The sequence below is a fragment of the Chromobacterium sp. ATCC 53434 genome (assembly GCF_002848345.1).
In the GTDB taxonomy this organism is placed as follows: Bacteria; Pseudomonadota; Gammaproteobacteria; order Burkholderiales; family Chromobacteriaceae; genus Chromobacterium.
In genome coordinates this window covers 4,567,753-4,587,325 of sequence record NZ_CP025429.1, presented here as the reverse complement: position 1 = coordinate 4,587,325, position 19,573 = coordinate 4,567,753, and the positions used below count along the sequence as shown (strand labels likewise).

18 protein-coding genes are annotated in these 19,573 nt (G+C 66.1%); 2 read left to right on the top strand and 16 right to left on the bottom strand.

The genetic code is table 11. From position 1 onward, the window contains the following. Positions 1-34: 34 nt before the first annotated feature. The 11 genes from CXB49_RS20410 to hemL all read right to left on the bottom strand — a co-directional run bounded on the left by CXB49_RS20410 (position 35) and on the right by hemL (position 16,032). Positions 35-1,522: a M4 family metallopeptidase gene (locus CXB49_RS20410; RefSeq protein ID WP_101710065.1), complete on the bottom strand. Its 1,488-nt coding sequence runs from the start codon at positions 1,520-1,522 to the stop codon at positions 35-37. Between the two features lie 601 nt (positions 1,523-2,123). Beyond that, positions 2,124-3,371, bottom strand: a complete 1,248-nt coding sequence (locus CXB49_RS20405; protein WP_101710064.1) for a M28 family metallopeptidase — start codon at positions 3,369-3,371, stop codon at positions 2,124-2,126. A 93-nt stretch (positions 3,372-3,464) separates the two neighbouring features. Then, positions 3,465-4,943: a M4 family metallopeptidase gene (locus CXB49_RS20400; RefSeq protein ID WP_101710063.1), complete on the bottom strand. Its 1,479-nt coding sequence runs from the start codon at positions 4,941-4,943 to the stop codon at positions 3,465-3,467. A 601-nt stretch (positions 4,944-5,544) separates the two neighbouring features. Beyond that, a complete protein-coding gene (gene pdxH / locus CXB49_RS20395) occupies positions 5,545-6,186 on the bottom strand; it encodes a pyridoxamine 5'-phosphate oxidase (protein ID WP_101710062.1) in 642 nt (213 codons plus the stop codon). A 119-nt stretch (positions 6,187-6,305) separates the two neighbouring features. Next, positions 6,306-7,130, bottom strand: coding sequence for a S1/P1 nuclease (locus CXB49_RS20390; protein WP_101710061.1), 825 nt, complete (start codon positions 7,128-7,130; stop codon positions 6,306-6,308). A 376-nt stretch (positions 7,131-7,506) separates the two neighbouring features. After that, positions 7,507-8,313 (bottom strand): DUF2145 domain-containing protein, encoded by an 807-nt coding sequence (locus CXB49_RS20385; RefSeq protein ID WP_101710060.1) that lies wholly within the window; start codon positions 8,311-8,313, stop codon positions 7,507-7,509. Next, complete coding sequence (locus tag CXB49_RS20380) at positions 8,310-8,774, bottom strand: hypothetical protein (RefSeq protein ID WP_101710059.1); 465 nt, start codon at positions 8,772-8,774, stop codon at positions 8,310-8,312. The genes CXB49_RS20385 and CXB49_RS20380 overlap by 4 nt, the downstream gene beginning before the upstream one ends. A gap of 124 nt (positions 8,775-8,898) precedes the next feature. Further along, positions 8,899-11,631 (bottom strand): DEAD/DEAH box helicase, encoded by a 2,733-nt coding sequence (locus tag CXB49_RS20375; protein ID WP_158300969.1) that lies wholly within the window; start codon positions 11,629-11,631, stop codon positions 8,899-8,901. Positions 11,632-11,856: 225 nt separating this feature from the next. Continuing rightward, positions 11,857-13,197 carry a hypothetical protein gene (locus CXB49_RS20370; RefSeq protein WP_101710057.1) on the bottom strand — a complete coding sequence of 447 codons (1,341 nt, stop codon included), beginning with the start codon at positions 13,195-13,197 and terminating at the stop codon, positions 11,857-11,859. 121 nt (positions 13,198-13,318) lie between these two features. Further along, on the bottom strand, positions 13,319-14,605 hold the full coding sequence (locus tag CXB49_RS20365) for a hypothetical protein (RefSeq protein ID WP_158300968.1): 1,287 nt from the start codon (positions 14,603-14,605) through the stop codon (positions 13,319-13,321). Positions 14,606-14,754: 149 nt separating this feature from the next. Beyond that, a complete protein-coding gene (hemL, locus tag CXB49_RS20360) occupies positions 14,755-16,032 on the bottom strand; it encodes a glutamate-1-semialdehyde 2,1-aminomutase (RefSeq protein ID WP_101710055.1) in 1,278 nt (425 codons plus the stop codon). A 519-nt stretch (positions 16,033-16,551) separates the two neighbouring features. Between hemL and CXB49_RS20355 the strand changes: the two genes are divergently transcribed. Together CXB49_RS20355 and CXB49_RS23765 are read left to right on the top strand one after the other, a co-directional pair. Next, a complete protein-coding gene (locus tag CXB49_RS20355) occupies positions 16,552-16,995 on the top strand; it encodes a nitrogen fixation protein (RefSeq protein ID WP_101710054.1) in 444 nt (147 codons plus the stop codon). A 59-nt stretch (positions 16,996-17,054) separates the two neighbouring features. Continuing rightward, the gene (locus tag CXB49_RS23765; RefSeq protein ID WP_158300967.1) at positions 17,055-17,219 is read left to right on the top strand and encodes a hypothetical protein; all 165 of its coding nucleotides are present in this window, start codon (positions 17,055-17,057) and stop codon (positions 17,217-17,219) included. A 57-nt stretch (positions 17,220-17,276) separates the two neighbouring features. Here the strand turns inward: CXB49_RS23765 and CXB49_RS20350 are convergent, their stop codons facing one another. From CXB49_RS20350 to CXB49_RS20330, 5 genes are read right to left on the bottom strand one after another with little or no spacing between them, the layout of a single operon-like run. Next, a complete protein-coding gene (locus CXB49_RS20350) occupies positions 17,277-17,738 on the bottom strand; it encodes a CYTH domain-containing protein (protein WP_101710053.1) in 462 nt (153 codons plus the stop codon). Between the two features lie 37 nt (positions 17,739-17,775). Continuing rightward, a complete protein-coding gene (locus CXB49_RS20345) occupies positions 17,776-18,192 on the bottom strand; it encodes a CopD family protein (protein ID WP_101710052.1) in 417 nt (138 codons plus the stop codon). A 31-nt stretch (positions 18,193-18,223) separates the two neighbouring features. Further along, complete coding sequence (locus tag CXB49_RS20340) at positions 18,224-18,565, bottom strand: MmcQ/YjbR family DNA-binding protein (protein ID WP_101710051.1); 342 nt, start codon at positions 18,563-18,565, stop codon at positions 18,224-18,226. 3 nt (positions 18,566-18,568) lie between these two features. After that, a complete protein-coding gene (locus CXB49_RS20335) occupies positions 18,569-19,399 on the bottom strand; it encodes a M48 family metallopeptidase (RefSeq protein WP_233492871.1) in 831 nt (276 codons plus the stop codon). Then, complete coding sequence (locus tag CXB49_RS20330) at positions 19,396-19,560, bottom strand: rubredoxin (RefSeq protein WP_011133707.1); 165 nt, start codon at positions 19,558-19,560, stop codon at positions 19,396-19,398. The genes CXB49_RS20335 and CXB49_RS20330 overlap by 4 nt, the downstream gene beginning before the upstream one ends. Positions 19,561-19,573 lie beyond the last annotated feature (13 nt).

The following is a 19,573-nucleotide window of genomic DNA, read 5'->3' as shown; positions in this document are numbered from 1 at the left end:
ACGCCGGCCGTGCCGCGTTGGTGGAGGCGTCGGCTTATTGGCAAGCCACGCCGACGGCGGCGAAGGCCTTGGTCACGTCGGCGCCGTCGTAGCCGCGGGCGTTGGCCGCCTTGACCACGCCGCAGGCGGCGCTGTTGAAGGTGGAATTGGCGGTCCAGTACAGGCGGTTGGCGTCGACGAAGACTTCGAAGGCCTTGCGGGTGTTCCAGCCGGGGCTGGTGGCGATCAGGTAGAAGGCCTTGTTGTACACGCCGCTGGAATAATGCACGTCCAGACCGTTGTAGTAGTCCTTGGCGTTGCCGATCGAGTGGCCGTCCTGGGGCGGATTGGCCATATAGCGCAATGCCGCGTCTTTTTTCTTGAAGATTTCGGCGGCCACCTGGAAGTCGTTCCGGCCCCGCATGTAATACTCGGCCGCCTCGCCGGCCATGTCGGAGAAGGCCTCGTTGATGCCGCCGGACTGGCCGCTGTAGATCAGGCCGGAGTTCTGCTCGGTGAAGCCGTGGCTGATTTCATGCGCCGACACGTCCAGCGCCACCAGCGGATAGAAGTCGATGAAGCCGTCGCCGAAATTCATCGCCTCGCCGTCCCAGAACGCGTCCTCGTAATAGCGGCTGTAGTGGACCTTCATCAGCAGCTTCTGGCTGAGCGGACGCAGTCCGAACCAGTCCCGGTACATATTGAACACCACGTTGCCGAAGTAATGGGCGTCGTTCAGCGGCGAGTAGGCGCCGTTGATCCGCTTGTAGGTATTGGTCGGGCAGGCGAACTGGAACGGCGTGTTGCCGCGGGTGCCGCCGTTCAGGTTGACGGTGGCGACGTTACCGCTGTCCATCTTGCAGTCGCTGGTGACGATCAGCGGGCCGTAGTCCTTGCCGTAGGTGTACTGGCCGGTCTTGGCGTTGCCGCCGGGGCCGCCGGCCTCGGCGTGGTTCAGGCCTTCCCATTGCTGAAGGACCTGGCCGTTGTTGGCGTCGATGATGAAGTGGGGGCGGCTGGGCGCTTTGCCATCGTCGACGACGAAGGACACCAGATAAACCAGCTGGGCGACGCTTTGCGCGTTCAGGCGCACCACCAGCTCGGTCTTGTCGTTGCGGGTCGCGTAGCCGTCGGCCTTCAGCGCCTTGGCCTGGCTCAGTACCTGGGCGGCGCTCAGCGTCGGCCTGGCCGAGGCGAGGTCGGACTGGATGTCGGCGATGTAATGGCCGGACAGTCTGGCGGCGGAGGCCGTCAACGCGCCCGCCTGTTTCTCCTCGACCACGGCCTCTCCCCATATCGGCACGCCCTGGTAGTACTGTTGGTAGCGGGTGACGACCATGCCGCCGGCGAAGCGGGCGCTGCGCAGCGGCTTCAGATCGGCCTGGCCGACGCCGGAGAAGGCCGGCGCGGCGGTGACGGCGGCGCGGGGCTGGACCTTGTCCTGCCGCGCCAGATCGATGCGTTCGGCCGCCATCGCGACCGGACCGTTCATCGTCAGCGCGCACAGCGCCAGGCTGTGCAACATCCATTGCGGTTTTTTCATCACGGACTCCAGAACAGGGCGGGACCAGGGTAGGTCCCGCGTGATGTCGCCGGCTGATAGCCGGCGTCTGCGGAGCCGCGGTGTTGTCGGATGGCGTTGCCGTCCTCCAGCAAAGCCGGGCGTCGATGCCTGAACGGTGCGGCGGCAGTGGCCGCGCTCATCGTCTGGCGTCGTCGTCCACGGTCCGGGCGCGATCCGGACAACGTCTGCGGCCAGCCTCGGGATGACAGGCGATCACGCGGCGGCCCTGCCAGGCGCGCGGCGAGATCGGAACCGATTGAATGGTTTCAGTACGTTCAATCCCGACATGGACAAGACTATTGGCTTTGCCTGTCGGTCATTAACTGTACGTTTAGACAGTTGTAATTATATAAATCAACTATCGATGGAGCGAATCATCCAGGCGACGCGGCATTTCAATGATTTTTTGATTTAAACAATGGTAAAAAATAATGAAAAATTGCCGTTTTGCCTGAAACTTGACTGTGGTATGAGCGGAAATGCGACAGCATGCCGCGCCGATCGAACCATAAAAAACGCGGCCCGGGCAAACCGGGCCGCGTTGCGGCAAGCGCCGCGACGGAGCAAATCGTCGAGTGCTTCAGCGCAGCTTGGCCGGGCCGTCGCTGCCCAGTTCCACCGCGTAGGCCAGCGCTAGCTGCGAGAACTTCAGCGCATGCTTGGCCTGATTGCCCGAGCTTGCCAGCGTGTCGTTGCGGCTGTGGATGTAGGGATTGGAATTGTTGAAGCTGGACTCGAACGGGAACGACGCCGCATAGCCCTGGGCCGTCCACGAGGCGTGGTCGGAGCAGGCGTAGCCGCACTGGCTGTAGCCGACTTTCAGCGTGGGCAGATAGGTCTTGGCCAGATTGGCGAGGAAGGTGTTCTGCGCGGCGTTGGTGTAGTCGGTGAACAGGAAGATGTCCTGCGCGTCGCCCTGGTAGTTGGTCATGTCCAGCTGCAGCGCGCCGACCACATTGGCCTGTTGCTGTTTGTAGCGTTTGGCGATGTCGGCCGAGCCGCGCAGGCCGACCTCCTCGGCCGAGTAGGCGATGAACTTGATCGTGCGACGCGGCTGGTAGTTGCCGGCCAGCAGCACGCGCGCGACCTCGGTCAGGCTGGCCACGCCGGAGGCGTCGTCGTCGGCGCCCGGCGCGCGGCTGCTTTCGCCGGTGCCGCTGCCTATGGTCGAGTCCAGATGGCCGCCCAACACGATGGTTTCCGCCGCGTTGTCGCTGCCCTTGATGGTCAGGATCACCGATTTCTGCGGCCAGCCGGCATGGGCGAACTGCTCGACGGTGACGTCGGTTCGGCTGCCGGCCAGCTGTTTCCACTGGGCGGCGATCCAGTTGGACGCGTTGACGCCGTGGCTGGTGGTGTAGAAGCGGTTCTGGTAATTGGACAGCGACTGGATGGTGCCCAGCACATTGCTGTCCTGCAGTTGCGGCAACAGCTTGTTGACGACGGCCTGGTTGTCTATCGCGTAGCTGGGCGCGACGGTCTTGGCCAGCGGCGCGGCCGGGCCGTTCAGCGCGGCGCGGGCTTCCTGCAGGTCGCGGTGGACGATGAAGCCGCCGCAGTGGCGCAGGTTTTCGTGGATGGCGTCGGACAGCTTGGGCAGCAGCGCCTCGTCCACCTGTACCAGGTGCACGGTTTCGCCGGCGGCGTCGCCTTTGGCGAGGCGGCCGTCGGCCGCCAGCTTGCGGTTTTCCTGGCTCTTGACGCCGGTGTCTATCTTGCGCAACAACTGGTAGCCCTGATCGCCTACCGAAATCCAGACCGGTTGGGCCTGGGCGGCGCCGGCCAGGCCCAGCAGGACCAGCAGCGCGGTTTGACGCAGTTTCAACATTGGGGGACTCCCGAGCGAAGGCCGGCGCCTGTCGGCGCCGGTACGGCTATTGGACGCGGCCCCGGGCGGGGCCGCGTTGGCGGCGGCGTCGGCTTATTTGCAAGTCACGCCGACGGCGGTGAAGGCCTTGGTGACGTCGGCGCTGCTGTAGCCGCGGGCGTCGGCCGCCTTGACCACGCCGCAAGCGGCGCTGTTATAGGTGGCGTTGGCGGTCCAGTACAGGCGGTTGGCGTCGACGAAGACTTCGAAGGCCTTGCGGGTGTTCCAGTTCGGGCTGGTGGCGATCAGGTAGAAGGCCTTGTTGTACACGCCGCTGGAGTAGTGCACGTCCAGACCGTTGTAGTAGTCCTTGGCGTTGCCGATCGACTGGCCGTCCTTGGTCGGATCGGCGAAGTAGCGCAGCGCGCCGGTCTTCTTGAAGATCTCCGCGCCGACCAGGAAGTCGTTCTTGCCCTTCATGTAGTATTCGGCGGCTTCGCCGGCCATGTCGGAGAACGCCTCGTTGATGCCGCCGGACTGGCCGCTGTAGACCAGGCCGGAGTTCTGCTCGGTGAAGCCGTGGCTGACTTCATGCGCCGACACGTCCAGCGACACCAGCGGGTAGAAGGTGCTGCCGCCGTCGCCGAAGGTCATCGCGGTGCCGTCCCAGAACGCGTTCTCGTAGTTGCGGCTGTAGTGCACCTTCATCAGCAGCTTCTGGTTGATCGGCTTCAGGTTGAACCAGTCCTTGTACAGATTGAACACCACATTGCCGAAGTAATGGGCGTCGTTCAGCGGCGAGTAGGCGCCGTTGATGGCCTTGTAGGTGTTGGTCGGGCAAGCGAACTTGTACGGCGTGGTGCCGCTGGTGCCGCCGTTCAGATTGATGGTGGCGACGTTGCCGCTGTCCATCTTGCAGTCGCTGGTGACGATCAGCGGGCCGTAGTCCTTGCCGTAGGTGTACTGGCCGGTCTTGGCGTTGCCGCCGGGACCGCCGGCTTCGGCGTGGCTCAGGCCTTCCCATTGCTTCAGCACCTGGCCGCTGTTGGCGTCGATGATGAAGCTGGGACGGCTCGGCTCCTTGCCGTTGTCGACGACGAAGGACACCAGATAGACCAGCTGGGCGACGTTTTGCCCGTTCAGCTGCACCACCAGTTCGGTCTTGTCGTTATAGGTCGCGTTGCCGTTGGCCTTGAGCGACTTGGCCTGGCTCAGCGCCTGGGCGCTGCTCAGCGTCGGCTTGGCCGAGGCGAGGTCGGACTGGATGTTGGCGATGTAGTGGCCGGACAGTTTGGCGGCGGAAGCCTTCAGCGCGCCCGGCTGTTTTTCCTCGACCACGGCTTCGCCCCATACCGGCACGCCCTGGTAGTACTGCTGGTAGCGGGTGACCACCTTGCCGGTGGAGAATTGGGTGCTGCGCAGCGGCTTCAGATCAGCCTGGCCCACGCCGGTGAAGGCGGCCGCAGCGGCGCTGTTGGCCTGGGCCTTGCCCAGACGTTCCAGATCGATACGCTCGGCAGCCAGCGCCGCCGAGCTCATCACAGCCAGGGCGGACAATACCAGACCACGCAACATCAATTGTTGATTTCTCATCACGGAACTCCAAATGTAGACAAGGCGGAACGGGGTGCGTCCCGCGTACACCGCCGGCTGATGGCTGGCGGTACCGGAGCCGCCGGCGCCGTTCGAAGGGGCTGTCGCGTTCCCGGCATGGTCGGGAGCGAGGGCGGACGCCGTCGCGCGGGCGGTGTGGCTCGCCGGCCGGTTCTGTTGTGGCCGTGCGTACCGCCTGGCGCCGTCGTCAGCCGCCCGGTGAATCGGTTCGGGCTGCGTCTGCGGCTAGCCTCGGAATGGCGGGCGACCGCGTCGCGGCCCTGCCAGGCGCGCGGCGAGATCGGACATGGCTTGTCCTTACCCGGTTAATCCCAAGTGCATAAATTAGGTATTGGATTTTTCCTGCCGATATTCATCTGTACTTTGAGGCAGTTGCTAACAGCCTTTCAAAGCCTTGCAGGAGCGAATCGCTTGTCTGGCGCGGAGTTCTGTGCTTGGGTACTGGTTGGAATCAAAATAAAAATTAACGAATAATTCGTGTCTTGTTTTTATTCACAAGCAGTATTGGTAAAAATATGACACTGGCAGAATTTGACAGGGCCGCGTGAGCGGCCCCGGAGAGGAAAGGCTTGGCGTTGGTTTACGGCGCCAGGCGGGACAGCTGCCAGCCGCCGTCGGCGGTCTGTGTGTACAGCACGCGATCGTGCAGCCGGCTGGGACGGCCCTGCCAGAATTCGACGCGGTCCGGCACGATGGCGTAGCCGCCCCAGTGCGGCGGCCGCGGAACGTTGATCGGATGGCGGGCGCCGTACATCGCGGCGCGCGTCACCAGCACCGCCTTCGAGGCGATCTCGCTGCTTTGCTCGCTGGCCCAGGCGCCGAGGCGGCTGGTGTAGGGACGGCTGGCGAAATAGGCGTCGGACGTTTCCGGCGCGACCCGCTCGGCCCGGCCCTCGATGCGCACCTGGCGTTCCAGCTCCGGCCAGAAGAAGGTCAGCGCGACATAGGGGCTGTGGGCCAGCGCCTGGCCCTTGCGGCTCTGGTAATTGGTGTAGAACAGCAGCTGGCCGTCCTCCACGCCCTTCAGCAGCACGATGCGGGCCGACGGCCGGCCATCCGGGCCGATCGCGGCCAGGTTCATCGCTGTCGGCTCGTTGACCTGGGCCGATATGGCCTCGTTCAGCCAGATCTCGAACTGCGCGACGGCGTCGGGCAGGCAGTCTTCCGGCGACAGTTCTTTCTTGGCGTATTCCAGACGGATGTCGGCGAGATTCAGGGTCATGATTCCTCCTCAGCCGTGCATCTTAGTCCATCGCGGCCGCGACGCCTACGCGCGATGTCGGCGCCGCCCCGCGGCGTCGCGGGGCGGAAGGCGCGGACAGCAAGACCGCGAGCCGGTTCTTAGTTCAGCGCCTGGTTGACGACGGCGGCGATGCGGGCGCCTGCCTTGGCCAGCTGCTGGTCGACCAGGAGGCCGCCGGCGCGCAGATAGGTGTTGTCCAGGTAGACCGGCGTGGACGGCGACGCGCCGCAGCTGAAGCCGGCCAGCGGACCGTAGACGTCGGCGCGGGCGTATTGGTTGGATTCGTGCACCCAGTCCATCACGCTGCCGCTCTGCCAGCCGGCGACGTTGCGCTGATACTGCTGCAGATCGCTGGCGGCCCAGGTCTTTTCGTTGGCGCCGTTCAGTTCCTGTTGCACCAGCGCGGTGTCCCACACCGAATGCAGATTGCTGACCTTCTTGCTGCCCGGCAGCTGCACCTTGAAGTCGTTGCCGCCGCGGTCCAGGTTGTCGGCCGCGTGCAACGGCTGGTGGATGTCGCCGACCATGTGGATCAGGAAGGTCAGCGCCTGGGCGCGATCGGCCTTGCTGGCGGCGCGGTCGGCCAACACCTGGCGGTAATGTTCGATCTGATTGGACGCGCAGTTGCCGTCCGGGCACTCGTCCTCGGTCACGCCGCTGCAGACCGGCTCGTCGTTGTAGTGCCATTGGTCGGAACCCGGCAGCGTCTGCTTCAGATCCTGCTTGTGCTGGTCCATGTACAGCGCCAGCTGGCCGAAGTCGGCGCTGGGGATCAGCTTGGCTACTTCGGCCTTGGCCTTGGCGCTCAGCAGTTGCTGGGCGATGTAGCCGGTGATGCGGTGGCCTTCCTGGCCCCAGGCCAGCGCTTGCGCGCTGGCGGCGGCCAGGCTGGCGCCCAGCAGCAGCGATAGTGCTTTCTTCATGTGTTCTCCCGGATGAATATGTTTTTGTAATCGCCGCGCGATGCGGCGCGGCGCATGATACGGGAGAGAAATGACAAAAATATAAAAGCTTTTATTTGAAGATAGTTTGGTATTTAATTTTCTAAATTACAACCTTTTGATCCGATTCAGCCTTTCCACGGGAGGCTGGCGGCGGCGCGGTATTTTTGCCATCGCCGGCCTGCAGCAGCCGCAACAGCGCGCCCTGCGCTGGCTCCGCCGGGCGCGGTGACAATTGGCGTGTTGCTCGCGCTGATTCCGATACTGGCCAGCCTGTTGCGCGAGCCGCTGACCACCAGCCTGGCGGCGCGCGAACGCGAAAACGGCCCCGAAGGGCCGCTTGGCAAGATGACAGGGTTCAGTAGCGGCGCGGCTGCGCGCCGGCGATCTCCTCCATCTTCCAGCCTTCCTCGCGCGCGTCGAGGAACTGGATGATGGAATCGACCGACACCGTCTGGATGCGGTCGGCGAAACGCAGTTCGTTCGGGTGGTCGTCGAAGGAGACGTTGGCCTGGGACATACGGCCGCCCAGCCGGGTCATCGGCCCCAGCTTCAGCTCAGTGGGCTGGTAGCCGTTCAGCTTCAACCACATCTGCGCCTGTTCGCGACTGCGTATCACCGTCTCGTGGCTCTCCGCCGCAACCAGTTGCTCCAGCACCCAGACGTTGGAATTCTCGTAACGGGTGGAAAACGGGTAGGCGAGCAGATTGTAGCGAGCGGTGTGCAGCTCGCGTAGCTTCGCCGGTTGGTTCAGCCGCGCCAGCAAGCGCGACGCCACCTGGGGCGGCGGCACCAGCGCCACCGAGTCGAAGCGGAACATGTCGTCGAGGAAGAAATTGCCCAAGCCCTCGTACCACAGCTCGGAATGGTCGGTGCCGCAGTCGTTCAGCAGATGCGCCACCCGCCAGCGGCGATCCGGCTCGGTGCGATAGACAATGCCGGCGTGGGTATAGCGCAAATTGTACTGGCTGAGGTCCTGGCCCATGCGCCCCAGCACCACCACGTCGCTGCCCAGTTGGTCCAGCCGCTGCTGCACTTTCTGCGCGGTCTGCATCGCCATGCGGAAGGTTTCCGGCGTCAGCGGCTTTTCCTCGCAGCTCTGGCCGGCAACGGCCAAGGCCGGCAGCGTCAGCGCGAGGACGGCGAGGAGGCGCGATGGCTTCATCCCGGAATCCTCGAGTGCTCCAGCAGCGCTTCGCCCGCCTTGTTGGGGATGAAGGCCAACACCTTGCCCGAGGTCACCAGCAGCGTGCCGCTGGCGGTGGCCGTCACCTGTACTGAAGCGCCGACGGCTGCGCCGGACGCCTTTACCGCGGAACCGGAAATTTTGACCAGCAGCTTGGCGCCGCCCTGCGCCGAGTTTAGCGTCAGTTCGGCCACATCGCCGACGCCTTGGACGACGCCTGCGATGATATAGGCGCTGCCGGTCACTGCCAGCACCGGACCCAGCGCCGATTCGCCATGTTCCTGGGATGCGCCGCCCACGCTCATCACCGGCGCGGCAAGGATGGAGACGGCGCCCATGCCTATGGTTTCCGAGCCGTTCTTGCCGATGGAGGGATCGGCCAGCGCGGGCCAGGAGGCGACCAACAGCAGAGCGCCGGCCAACAGGGAGTAACGCGACATGATGCAACCTCACTGTAATGAAAATGGTCGTCATCATGCCTAGCCAATTGTAAACAGGCAATCGGACCGTCCGCGCGCTTGACCTTGCTCAAGCGCATCAACAAGAACGAGAGGCTCGCGGCGCCTAGCCGGCATCACCTCGCAGCAGGGCCAGCAGCGCCGCGCCGTCCAGGCGGGCGCTGGCGTCGCCGCCGGCCAGCAGGCTGTCGGCCAGCGCCCGTTTTTCGCGGTGCAGCTCGACGATTTTCTCTTCTATGGTGCCGGCCGCCACCAGCCGGTACACGGTCACTGGCCGTTGCTGGCCCATCCGATAGGCGCGGTCGGACGCCTGGTCCTCCACCGCCGGATTCCACCACGGGTCGAGATGGATCACGTAGTCGGCGGCGGTCAGGTTAAGCCCGGTGCCGCCGGCTTTCAGGCTGATCAGGAACAGATCGCCGTCGCCGCCCTGGAAGGCGTCCATGCTGGCCTTGCGCTGCCGGATCGGGGTTCCGCCGTCCAGGTAGTGGAAGCGGACGCCTTTTTCCCGCAGGTGTTCGGCCACCAGCGCCAGATGGTCGACGAACTGGCTGAACACCAGCGCCTTGTGGCCGTTGTCCAGCAACTCCTCGCAAATCTCGGCGAAGGCCGCCAGCTTGCTGGCCGGCAGCGCGCTGTCCGGCTGGGTGAGGCGGGGGTGGCAGCAGAAGCGGCGCAGCCGGGTCAGCTCGGCCAGCGCCTGCATGGTCTGGCCGCCGGCGGCCGGGTCGGCCTCGGCCACGCGGGACAGCGCCTCCTGCCGCATGGCCTCGTAGACATGGCGTTCCTGCTCGGACAACTCGATCAGCCGGGTGGTCTCGGTCTTCGGCGGCAGCTCGGTCAGCACTTCGCGCTTGGTCCGCCTGAGCAGATAGGGTTGGATCAACGCCTTCAGCTGGGCGCGGGCGGTCTCGTCGCCGTCGGCGATGGGCTGGGCGTAGCGCTGTTCGAACTGCGCCAGATTGCCGAGCAAGCCCGGCGCGATGAAGCGGAACAGGCTCCACAGCTCGCCCAGGTGGTTTTCCACCGGCGTGCCGCTGGCGGCCAGGCGGAAATCGGCGCGCAGGCTTTGCGCCACCTGGGCGCGCTGGCTCTGCGGGTTCTTGATCGCCTGCGCCTCGTCCAGCACCACCGACGCCCAGTGCACGTCGCAGAAGGCGTCGGCCTCGCGCTGCAGCAGGCCGTAGCTGACCACCACCAGGTCGCCGGGGCCGACGTCGTCGAGCCGGCGCTGCTGGTGGTAGGCGCGCAGGCGCAGGCCGGGCGCGAAACGGGCGGCCTCCGAGAGCCAGTTCAGCGCCACCGAGGTCGGCGCCACCGCCAGTTGCGGCCCCAGGTGGGCGCGGGTCAGCAGCAGCGACAGCGTCTGCACCGTCTTGCCCAGGCCCATGTCGTCGGCCAGGCAGGCGCCGGCGCCCCAGTGCGCCAGCCGCGCCATCCAGGCGAAACCCTGCAGCTGGTACGGCCGCAGCGTGGCGTTCAGGCTTGGCGGCACCTGGGGGTCGAACATCGACGCCTCGCGCCAGCGCGCCGCCTGCCGCGTCCAGCCGTCGTCGCCGTCGAATTGCCCGGCCTCCTCTCCCAATGCCTGCAATCTGGGGCCGGCCAGCGGGCTGATCGCCAACCCGTCCGGTCCGGCGTGGTCGACCATCCGCGCCAGCTCGCCTAGCCGCTGACCCAGGCTGCCGGACAGGGCCAGCCAGTCGCCGTCGGACAGTTGCAGGTATTTGCCGTTCTGCTTGGCCAGCGCCGCCAGCAGATGGCGCAGGGTCAGGATGCGGCCATCGTCCAGCTCCAGTTCGCCGTCGGCCTGCAGCCAGCCGCCGCGCCGCTTCACTTTCAACTTGAGCTGCGGCATGCCGTCGGCGGCGGCCAGGCGGATCTTGTCGCCGTGCGGCCACAGGCAGGCGACGCGCGCCTCGCCGGCCGCCTGCAGTTGCGACAGCAGGGACAAGGCCGAATGCTGGTCGGCGAACAGCCAGCCGTCGCCGTCGCGCTGGCCGCGGCCTATCGCCGGGCAGGCTTCGCGCAGCGCGCGCAAGCGGGAGGCTTCGTCGGCCAGATCGCGGACGAATTGGCGGTACTCGCCGTCGATATCCAGCACCAGGCCCGCCGCGCCGCGTCCCGGCGCGCTCCAGGCGGCGGTCGGATGCGGCTTGACCTTCAATTGCAGCCGCAGGCCTTCCGCTTGCCGGGTCAGCAAGGCGTACAGGGTCGGGTCGGCGGCCTCGCTCGGGAGTGTCGGATCGAACGTCGGACTGGCGTCAAGCAAGGGCAGGCCTGGCGCGACGTCGCGTATCGCCTCCAGCACCCGCTGCCGCGCCTGCCAGGGCACGGTCAGGCCGTGGCCGACCAGGTCGGCCAGCGCCTTCAATTCGTCGGTCAGCCGGTAAATCAGCAGCCGTTCCGGCTGCGGCCGCCGCCACAGCATGCCGCCGCAACCGGCCAGGCCGTCCGGCAGCAGCTTCAGCCGCAACTCGGCGCCCACCCGTTCCATCTGCAGCGCCGGCTGGCCGGCTTCGGCATGGATGCGCCGCGCCGGCGCGTCGGCGTCGAACAGCAGCGGATGGTCGATCAAGGCCGGCAGCAGCGGCGCGGCGTCGATCAGGCCGGCATCGCCGTCATGCGCCTGCCACAGCGCCAGCAGCGGTTTCAGCACCGGCAAGTCGTGCGGACGCACCGCGTCGGCCTGATCCTGCAGCAGGCCGGCCAGCGAGCAGGCGCGCCCGCGGCTCCAGCCGTCGGGGCCGGCGCTTTGCAGCAGCGGCTGCAGCTGGACGCCGGATTCGGCCAGGCGCAGGCGCCAGATCAGGCGGGAGGAAGATTGGGCTTCGGTCATCGGCTGACGGGAAGTTGGGATTCGGGGCCGATGTTGCCCCATTCGAGACATCAAGGAAAGCGGAGTCGGAAAAGGCAGCCTCGGGCTGCCCTTCGGAACGGTTTTCTGCCGGCGCATGGCTTTGTCAAACGTCCCTTGCAGTGAACGACACTGCCGCGGGCCGTTTTTCGTGCCCTGCATCCGGCAGAATACCATCGATGCCGCAAAAAGATCGTAAACAGGCTCTTACTGCCGCTGCGCGCCGGCGTCGCTGTCGCAGCCGCCTGGCCGGGCGGCGATGTTCTTCAAGTGCTGGTATCGGCTGCCGTCCCAGCGCCAGATCGTATCGCAGAAGCCTATCCCCGACAGGCGCAGGTCGTAGCGGCCGTCATTGGCGTCGCCGGTCACCGTGGTCTTGATCGCAGGCACGCCCAGATTGGCGCGCAGATGGCCGTCGTCGCCGCGGATGAACAGCCATATGCTCTGGCCGTCGGCGCCGGAGGTGCAGGCGTCGCCGCCCCGGACCCACAGCTCGTTGTGGCTGTCCTTTTCGTCGGCCGGGTAGGAGGCGCTCAGCTGGAACGGGGTCCGGCACCGTCCGGTGACGAAGCCCCAACCGTTGTTGTTGACCACATAGCTGGCGCCCAGCGCGGCCAGCACGTCCTTCAGGTCGTCGGCGGCCAGTCCGGCGTCTGCGCCGAACAGCGCGGCATTGGCATTGGCCGGCGGCGGCGGGGCGGCGTTGTCATCGTCCTTCAGGCTCATGGGCTGGGCCGCGGGAATGCCGGTTTTCTTGCGGCAGGCCTGATCGGCGCAGACGTATTGCCATTTTGGGCTGTCGAAGCGGAAACGGAAACTGGCGACCGGCTTGTGCTTGTCGTCGCTGATCTTCAGCAGCAGCGGGAACACCTTGGCGTCGGCCTGGGCGGCGTCGGCTTCGTAGTCGAAGCTCAGCCCCTCGGCCATGTTCTCGTCCTTGCCGAACAGCTCGCCGCTGATTTCCACCACCTTTCTACCCTTGGGCGCGTACAGCTGCGGATAGCCGGCGGCGATGCCCTGGTGCATGTCTTCGCCTTCGGCGAACCAGGCCATATAGCCGGTCGCGGACAGCTGCAGCAGCTTCACCCCGCTCGGCGCGCCGGCGAAGCCGTTGAGGAAGGACAGCGCCCGGTTGCCGGCGATCAACGACTGGGTGCCGGCATCGACGACGAAGGCGCCGATCAGCGCTTCCGATTCGGCGTGGCCGGCATCCGGGCGGCCGGCGCCGGCGAACAGGTATAGACGCTCCTCGCCGGCGACCCGCACCCGGTCCAGCGCCAGCGGCTTCATGCAGTAGGTGGCCGGCTCTTCTCCTTTGGCGACCGCATGGTCGATGTTCCAGCACTTGCCCTTGCCGTCGTACGCGCCCTTGCCGTACATCTTGTCCATGATGCCGCCGGCCAGCTGTCGGCCCGGCTCGCCGTCCAGCGCCATCCGCGCCACCGTCACGGCCTGGTGTCCGCGCCAGTATTTCCAGCCGCCGAAACCGGCCGCCAGCAGCAAGACCGCGGCGCCCGCCAGCAGCGTGAGTTTTTTCCCGTTTTCCATCCCTTGCCTCTGTTCTACGCAACTTAATGTCGATTGAAGAGGGTGCGAATCAATAGTTTTTATTTGTCATTTTACCGGGCGTCTGCGCTCAAGCGGGACCGATTGGCGATGCCGGGCGCGGTCAGGCGCCGACGGGACCGCCGCAGCCGCCGGGCCGGGTGGCGATGTCCTTCAGGTGGACGAAGGTCTTGCCGTTCCAGCGCCAGACGCCGTCGCAGAAGCCGGCGGCGCCGACGCGCAGGTCGTGCACGCCGGCCGAGACGCCGACGTCGCGGCGGATGTCGGCGGCGGGCAGGCCCAGATTGGCGCGCAGCCGGCCATCGGCGTCGCGGACGAAGACCCAAGCCGAGCTGCCTACGACGCCGGAGGTGCAGGTATTGCCGCCGCGGACCCACAGCTGTTCCTGGCCGCCGTCCCGCTCGAAGCTGCCGTCCAGCTGATAGGGCTCGTCGCAGCCGTTCTGGTCGATGAAGCCGGCCGCGTCGTCCTTGGCCACGTAGCGCACGCCCAGCTGGCCCAGCACGTCGTTAAGATCGGCGTCGGACAGCTTGCGGCCCTGGCCGAACAGCGCTTCGTTGGCGTCGGCGGGCGCCAGCGCCTGCGCGTCGCCGCTGGCGCGCAGCGGAATGCCGCCGCGCATGCGGCAGTCGTCGTCGGCGCAGACATAGCGCCAGCGGCTGCGGTCGAACTTGAAGTCCAGGTTGGCCAGCTGCCTGTCCCGACCGTCCCTGACCGTCAGCGTCAGCGGATAGACCCTGGCCTGTTTGCGGCTGTCGTCGATCTGGTACTCGAATTTGACGCCGGCGGGGATGGCGGCGTTGCGGCCGAACACGTCGCCGCCTATCTCGATCACCTTGTCGTCCCGGGGCGCGTAGAAATGCGGGAAATCGGCGCCGGTCGCGGCGGCGCGGCCGGCCGCATACCAGCCCATATAACCGTCGCCGGACAATTGCAGCAGTTGAACCTGCCGCGGTCCGGCGGCGCTGTCGTTGACGAAGTCCAGCGCCTTGTTCGCGGCGATCACGGCCCTGGAATCGGCGTCGACGACGAAGGCGCCGACCAGGCCGGCCAGATCGCGCGTTCCCGCGCCGTCCTTGCGCCCGCTGGCGAACAGGTAGAGCCGGTGTTGGCCGCCGGCTTCGACCCGGTCCAGCGACAGCGGGCTCAGGCAGTAGTCGCTGCCGTTCTCGCGCAGGTAGCGCCAGCAGTTGCGGGCCTCGTCATGCTGCAGGCGGCCGTAGGCGCGGTTCATGATGCCCGCCGCCAGCTTGCTGCCGGGCGCCTCGTCCAGCGCCAAGCGCTCCACCCTGACCTCGTGGCTGCTGCGCCACAGCAGGCCGGCGGCCGCGGCCGCGATCACCAGCGCGCCGAGACCGGCGGCCAGGCGCAGCCTGGTCTTCCGTTCCATCCACATCCCCCCTGACTACAACAATGTCCTGCTGGCCGTTCCGGCCTGAATGCTTGTTTTGACTGCGGCGGCAATTTTACCAACTTGGGCGTGAATGCCAATGAAAAAAGGGAGCCCGGGGCTCCCTTGCTCGTCGACGACGCGAATGCTCAGATGCGCGCGAAGGCGCGGCCGGCGGCGTCTATGGTCCGCTCTATCATCTCGTCGCTGTGCGCGCTGGAGACGAAACCGGCTTCGTAGGCCGACGGCGCGAAGTAGATGCCCTCGTCCAGCATCGCGTGGAAGAAGCGCTTGAAGCGCTCGATGTCGCAGCCGGTCGCCTCGGCGTAGGACTTCGGCGCCTGGGCGCTGAAGTAGAAGCCGAACATGCCGCCGACGCTGTCGGTGGACAGCGCGACGCCGGCCTGTTTCGCCTGTTCGGCCAGGCCCCGGGCCAGCCGGGCGGTGCGGCGTCCCAAGGTTTCGTAGAAGCCCGCTTGCTGGATCAGCTTCAGCGTGGCGAGGCCGGCGGCCACCGACAGCGGGTTGCCGGACAGCGTGCCGGCCTGGTAGACGGTGCCCAGCGGGGCGATCCGGCCCATGATGTCGGCGCGGCCGCCGAAGGCCGCCAGCGGCATGCCGCCGCCGACCACCTTGCCCAGCGTGGTCAGGTCCGGCTTGACGCCGTGCAGGCCTTGCGCGCATCCCTTGGCCACGCGGAAGCCGGTCATCACCTCGTCGTAGATCAGCACCGCGCCGTGCTTTTCGGTCAGGCCGCGCAGCGTCTTGACGAATTCGGCCGACGGCTGGATCAGATTCATATTGCCGGCGATCGGCTCCAGGATCACGCAGGCGATCTTGTCGCCGATCTCGGCGAAGGTGGTGGCCAGCTGCTCGACGTCGTTGTAGCGCAGCACCAGCGTGTGCTTGGTGAAGTCGGCCGGCACGCCGCCGGACGACGGATTGCCGAAGGTCAACAAGCCGGAGCCGGCCTTGACCAGCAGGCTGTCGGAATGGCCGTGGTAGCAGCCTTCGAACTTGACGATCAGATCGCGGCCGGTGAAACCGCGCGCCAGGCGGATCGCGGTCATCGTCGCCTCGGTGCCGGACGACACCAGCCTGACCTGTTCGATCGACGGCAGCAGCTTGCAGATTTCCTCGGCGATCACCACCTCGCCCTCGGTCGGCGCGCCGAAGGACAGGCCGCCGACGGCGGCGTCCTGCACCGCCTTCACCACGTCCGGGTGGGCATGGCCGACGATGGCCGGACCCCAGGAGCCGACATAGTCCAGATACTGTTTGCCGTCGGCGTCCCAGAAATGGGCGCCTTCGGCGCGGGCGACGAAGCGCGGCGTGCCGCCTACCTGGCCAAAGGCGCGCACCGGCGAGTTGACGCCGCCGGGGATCACTTGTTTGCCACGTTCGAACAGTTCCAGATTGCGAGACATGCGTTTTTCCTTGTCTGGCGGCCTGTGCCGCGAAATATAGGGGGAGGCGCGGTGGGGAGTGGGGTCCACTGGGCCGGGCATATTTTACATGATGGCGGCGGGGTGGCGTTGCCGACGGGGCGCGCGGCGGACGTTATCCACAGGGGCGGGTCATTGTCGGGCTTGTCCACAGCCGGCCATTCCCGGCGCACTTGATTGCCGAAACATCGATGGCAAGAATATTTAATTGTCATTTTTCGACTATGGCCGGCACAAGCGTCGAGACTATGACAGTCCGCCCGGCAGCATATTGTTTTTGTCGAAACAGGCCTGATAAAACCATTTCACAATTCGATTGTCATGTACTATAAATTACAAATGCATAACAGAACTTCGGTGAAAAGCGCGCTTCTATAGGTATTTTCACTGAAAATCGATGTCGGCGGATGCGCCCAGGCGGTAGTCGCGGCCATGCTGCCGTTTTGCCTATCATGGTCCGGCGCGCGCTGGCTTCCATCATCATCCAAGTGGACCAAGCGTATGAAGAACGACAAGGGCCTCTGTCCCAGCGCGGAGTTCGGGGCGAACGGCGAAGTGGTGTTCGGCATGCTGGGCGGCAGCGTCGGCGAGCGCCGCATCATCTATCTGAAGCAGGCGCTGCCGGTGGAGCGGGTCGATCTGGACAAGCTGAACGGCATCTCGCCCGGAGAAGTGCTGCGCACCGCCGGGCGTTGCGCCGGCGACAAGTGCGCGCACCACGACAAGGCCAGCGCCGAGTGCACGCTGGTGAACCGGATCGTGGACAAGGTGGAAACCATCAGCGAGGAACTGGCCTATTGCGCCATCCGCCCCGAATGCGTGTGGTGGAGCCAGCATGGCGCCGACGCCTGTAAACGCTGCGCCCGCATCATCACCCAGGATTTGCAGGCGCCGATCGAGATCGCCGAGGCGCGTTTGCCGCCCGGCGTCGCGCCTGCCGCATGATCACAACAAGAGCGGCCGCGAGCCGCCGTTCCATCTGACCAACCTCGAAAGGAAGCAATATGAAAAAGAACGAAACCCTGCCGGCCGCCGATTTCGAAACCCAGCTGCAAAACAGCGTGGAAATCGCCGCCATGGTTCGCCTGGAGCAGAGCGAAGTGGAAGAAGTGTCCGGCGGCCTCGCCGTCGGCCCCGGCCACACCGCAGGCTATCTGCCGACGGAGTAATCCGGCGCCCGGTTCCGCAGCCCGCGACGCGGGTTGCGGAACCGCATGCGTCCGCGGCTACCAGCTGCGGTATGGTTTTTTGGACAGATAGGCGTTGGTGTAGCGCCCGTCTTCCGTGACTTCCTCGCCTATCCATTGCGGTTTGGCGAATGGCGTGTCCTCCGCCGGCAGCTCGATCTCGGCCAGCACCAGTCCGGCGTTTTCGCCGAAAAACTCGTCCACTTCCCAGACGAAGCCCTGATGCTCGATGCGGTGGCGCAGCTTGTCCACCACCATCGGACACATCGCGTCCATGATGGTTTGCGCGTCGGCCAGCGGAATGGCGTATTCGAATTCGTGGCGGCTGACATTGCTGATATGGCCTTTCAGCGTCAGCCAGGCCTGCTCGCCGACCACCCGCACCCGCACGGTGCGCTCCTTTTCCACCGACAGATAGCCCTGCCGGTACTGTACCGCGGGCGCCAGGCCGCGCCAGCCGTCGCCGCTGACGACGAAGCGGCGTTCGATTTCCAATGCCATCGACAATTCCTCAGGCGAATTCAGGGTTGGGGATGCTTCAGAACGGCTTCACCACCACCAGGATCAGCACCGCCAGCAGCACCAGCACCGGCAGTTCGTTGAACACGCGGAACCAGCGGTGGGATTTGCGGTTGCGGCGGGCGGCGAAGTCGGCGTAAAGCCGGGCGCAGTAGCCGTGGTAGCCGAACAGCAGCGCCACCAGCGTCAGCTTGGCGTGCAGCCAGCCGCCGCCGATGCCGAAGCCCAGCCACAGGCCGAGGCCGGTGGCCAGCGTCAGCACGGCCAGCGGCGTCATGAAGCGCAACAGCTTGTTGGACATCAGCAGCAGGCGGTCGTACTCCGCCGTCTCGTCGGCCATCGCCAGATTGACGAACAGCCGCGGCAGATAGAACAGGCCGGCGAACCAGGACACCACGAAGAAGATATGGAAGGCTTTCAGATACAGGTAAGTCATCGTTTTTCCATGATGCGCATCGGGGGCCGGCTCAAGACCAGGCCCGCCGCCGCGCTTGAGGCAGTTTTTGCAACACCAGCTCGCGCGAGCGCGCGATGCCGCGGCGGATGTCGTCGGCGTCGAGCGCGGCGGTCGACAGCACCTGGATCCAGCGCGCCCGCGCCAGGTACGGTGCCGGCCGCACGCCGGGCAGGCCGGACAGCGCGAGGAAGTCGTCGTCGTCAACCTTGTAACTGAGACCATGCGGCCCGCGCGTCAGGAACATCTTGCCGCCGATGGAGAGTACTTGGGTGCCGCCCCATTTGACGTCGAACTCGGCGCCGGGCAGCGAGCGGGCATGGTCCAGCAGCGCGTCGAACAGGGCCGTGTCCATCGCTCAGCCCTTCTTCGGCGCCGCCTGGTACAGCGGCCACACTTGCGGGATATGGGCCTGCAGGTCGTGGATGCGGGTCGGGCCGGACGGGTGGGTGGACAGGAACTCCATGCCGCCGCCGCTGCCGGCCGCCTGCATCTTCTGCCAGACGTTGACCGCGGCGTTCGGATCGTAGCCGGCGCGCGCCATCAGCTCCAGCCCCATCAGATCGGCCTCGGACTCCATCGTGCGGCTGTGCGGCTTGCTCAGCGTGACGTCGGTCACCATGCCGGCCAGCTTCACCTGGTCGGCGCTGAGGCCGGCGAGCGCGCCGACCAGCGACAGGCCCACTTGCTGCGCGTATTCCTGGCTCAGGTTCTCGCGGGTATGTTCGCGCAGCGCGTGCGAAATCTCGTGGCCTATCACCGCCGCCAGTTCGGCGTCGGTGAGCTTGAGCCGGCCCATCAGGCCGGTGTAGACCATGATCTTGCCGCCGGCCATCGCGTAGGCGTTCATGTCGTCGGTGGACAACACATTCACCTCCCAGCGCCAGTCGCGGGCGTCGGGGCGGAAGGCCGGGGTCTGCGCGATCAGCCGCTGCGAAATGCGGCGCACCCGCGCCGTCTGCGCCGCGCTGGTGTTCAGCCGGCCGGCGGCGCGCGCCTGCTGCAGCTGTTCCGCGTACGACTTGGCCGACATCTGCTCCACTTCCTGGCTGGACAGCAGCATGTGCTGGCTGCGGCTGACGCCGACCGCGCCGCCGGAGGTGGTGGCGACCTGGGCGCAGGCGACCAGGCCGGCGGCCAGCAGGGCGCCGCCCAGCCAGCGCCTACAGGTCTTGGCCGAGGCGATCAAATTTCCACCATCTGGAAATCGTCCTTGCGCGCGTCGCAGTCCGGGCAGGTCCAGTTGGGCGGCAGATCCTCCCAGCGGGTGCCGGGCGGGATGCCGTCCTCGGGCCGACCGGCTTCTTCGTCGTAGATGAAACCGCAGATCAAACACATCCAAGTACGCATCGCTTCGCCCTCG

Bases quoted from the DNA above. Each gene is read 5' to 3' on its own strand.
- CXB49_RS20365 (WP_158300968.1), bottom strand. From the start codon at position 14,605: ATGGAACGGAAGACCAGGCTGCGCCTGGCCGCCGGTCTCGGCGCGCTG.
- CXB49_RS20345 (WP_101710052.1), bottom strand. From the start codon at position 18,192: ATGACTTACCTGTATCTGAAAGCCTTCCATATCTTCTTCGTGGTGTCC.
- CXB49_RS20340 (WP_101710051.1), bottom strand. From the start codon at position 18,565: ATGGACACGGCCCTGTTCGACGCGCTGCTGGACCATGCCCGCTCGCTG.
- CXB49_RS20355 (WP_101710054.1), top strand. From the start codon at position 16,552: ATGAAGAACGACAAGGGCCTCTGTCCCAGCGCGGAGTTCGGGGCGAAC.
- pdxH (WP_101710062.1), bottom strand. From the start codon at position 6,186: ATGACCCTGAATCTCGCCGACATCCGTCTGGAATACGCCAAGAAAGAA.
- CXB49_RS20375 (WP_158300969.1), bottom strand. From the start codon at position 11,631: ATGACCGAAGCCCAATCTTCCTCCCGCCTGATCTGGCGCCTGCGCCTG.
- CXB49_RS20385 (WP_101710060.1), bottom strand. From the start codon at position 8,313: ATGAAGCCATCGCGCCTCCTCGCCGTCCTCGCGCTGACGCTGCCGGCC.
- CXB49_RS20350 (WP_101710053.1), bottom strand. From the start codon at position 17,738: ATGGCATTGGAAATCGAACGCCGCTTCGTCGTCAGCGGCGACGGCTGG.
- CXB49_RS20330 (WP_011133707.1), bottom strand. From the start codon at position 19,560: ATGCGTACTTGGATGTGTTTGATCTGCGGTTTCATCTACGACGAAGAA.
- CXB49_RS20405 (WP_101710064.1), bottom strand. From the start codon at position 3,371: ATGTTGAAACTGCGTCAAACCGCGCTGCTGGTCCTGCTGGGCCTGGCC.
- CXB49_RS20370 (WP_101710057.1), bottom strand. From the start codon at position 13,197: ATGGAAAACGGGAAAAAACTCACGCTGCTGGCGGGCGCCGCGGTCTTG.
- CXB49_RS20380 (WP_101710059.1), bottom strand. From the start codon at position 8,774: ATGTCGCGTTACTCCCTGTTGGCCGGCGCTCTGCTGTTGGTCGCCTCC.
- CXB49_RS20400 (WP_101710063.1), bottom strand. From the start codon at position 4,943: ATGAGAAATCAACAATTGATGTTGCGTGGTCTGGTATTGTCCGCCCTG.
- CXB49_RS20390 (WP_101710061.1), bottom strand. From the start codon at position 7,130: ATGAAGAAAGCACTATCGCTGCTGCTGGGCGCCAGCCTGGCCGCCGCC.
- CXB49_RS20410 (WP_101710065.1), bottom strand. From the start codon at position 1,522: ATGAAAAAACCGCAATGGATGTTGCACAGCCTGGCGCTGTGCGCGCTG.
- hemL (WP_101710055.1), bottom strand. From the start codon at position 16,032: ATGTCTCGCAATCTGGAACTGTTCGAACGTGGCAAACAAGTGATCCCC.
- CXB49_RS23765 (WP_158300967.1), top strand. From the start codon at position 17,055: ATGAAAAAGAACGAAACCCTGCCGGCCGCCGATTTCGAAACCCAGCTG.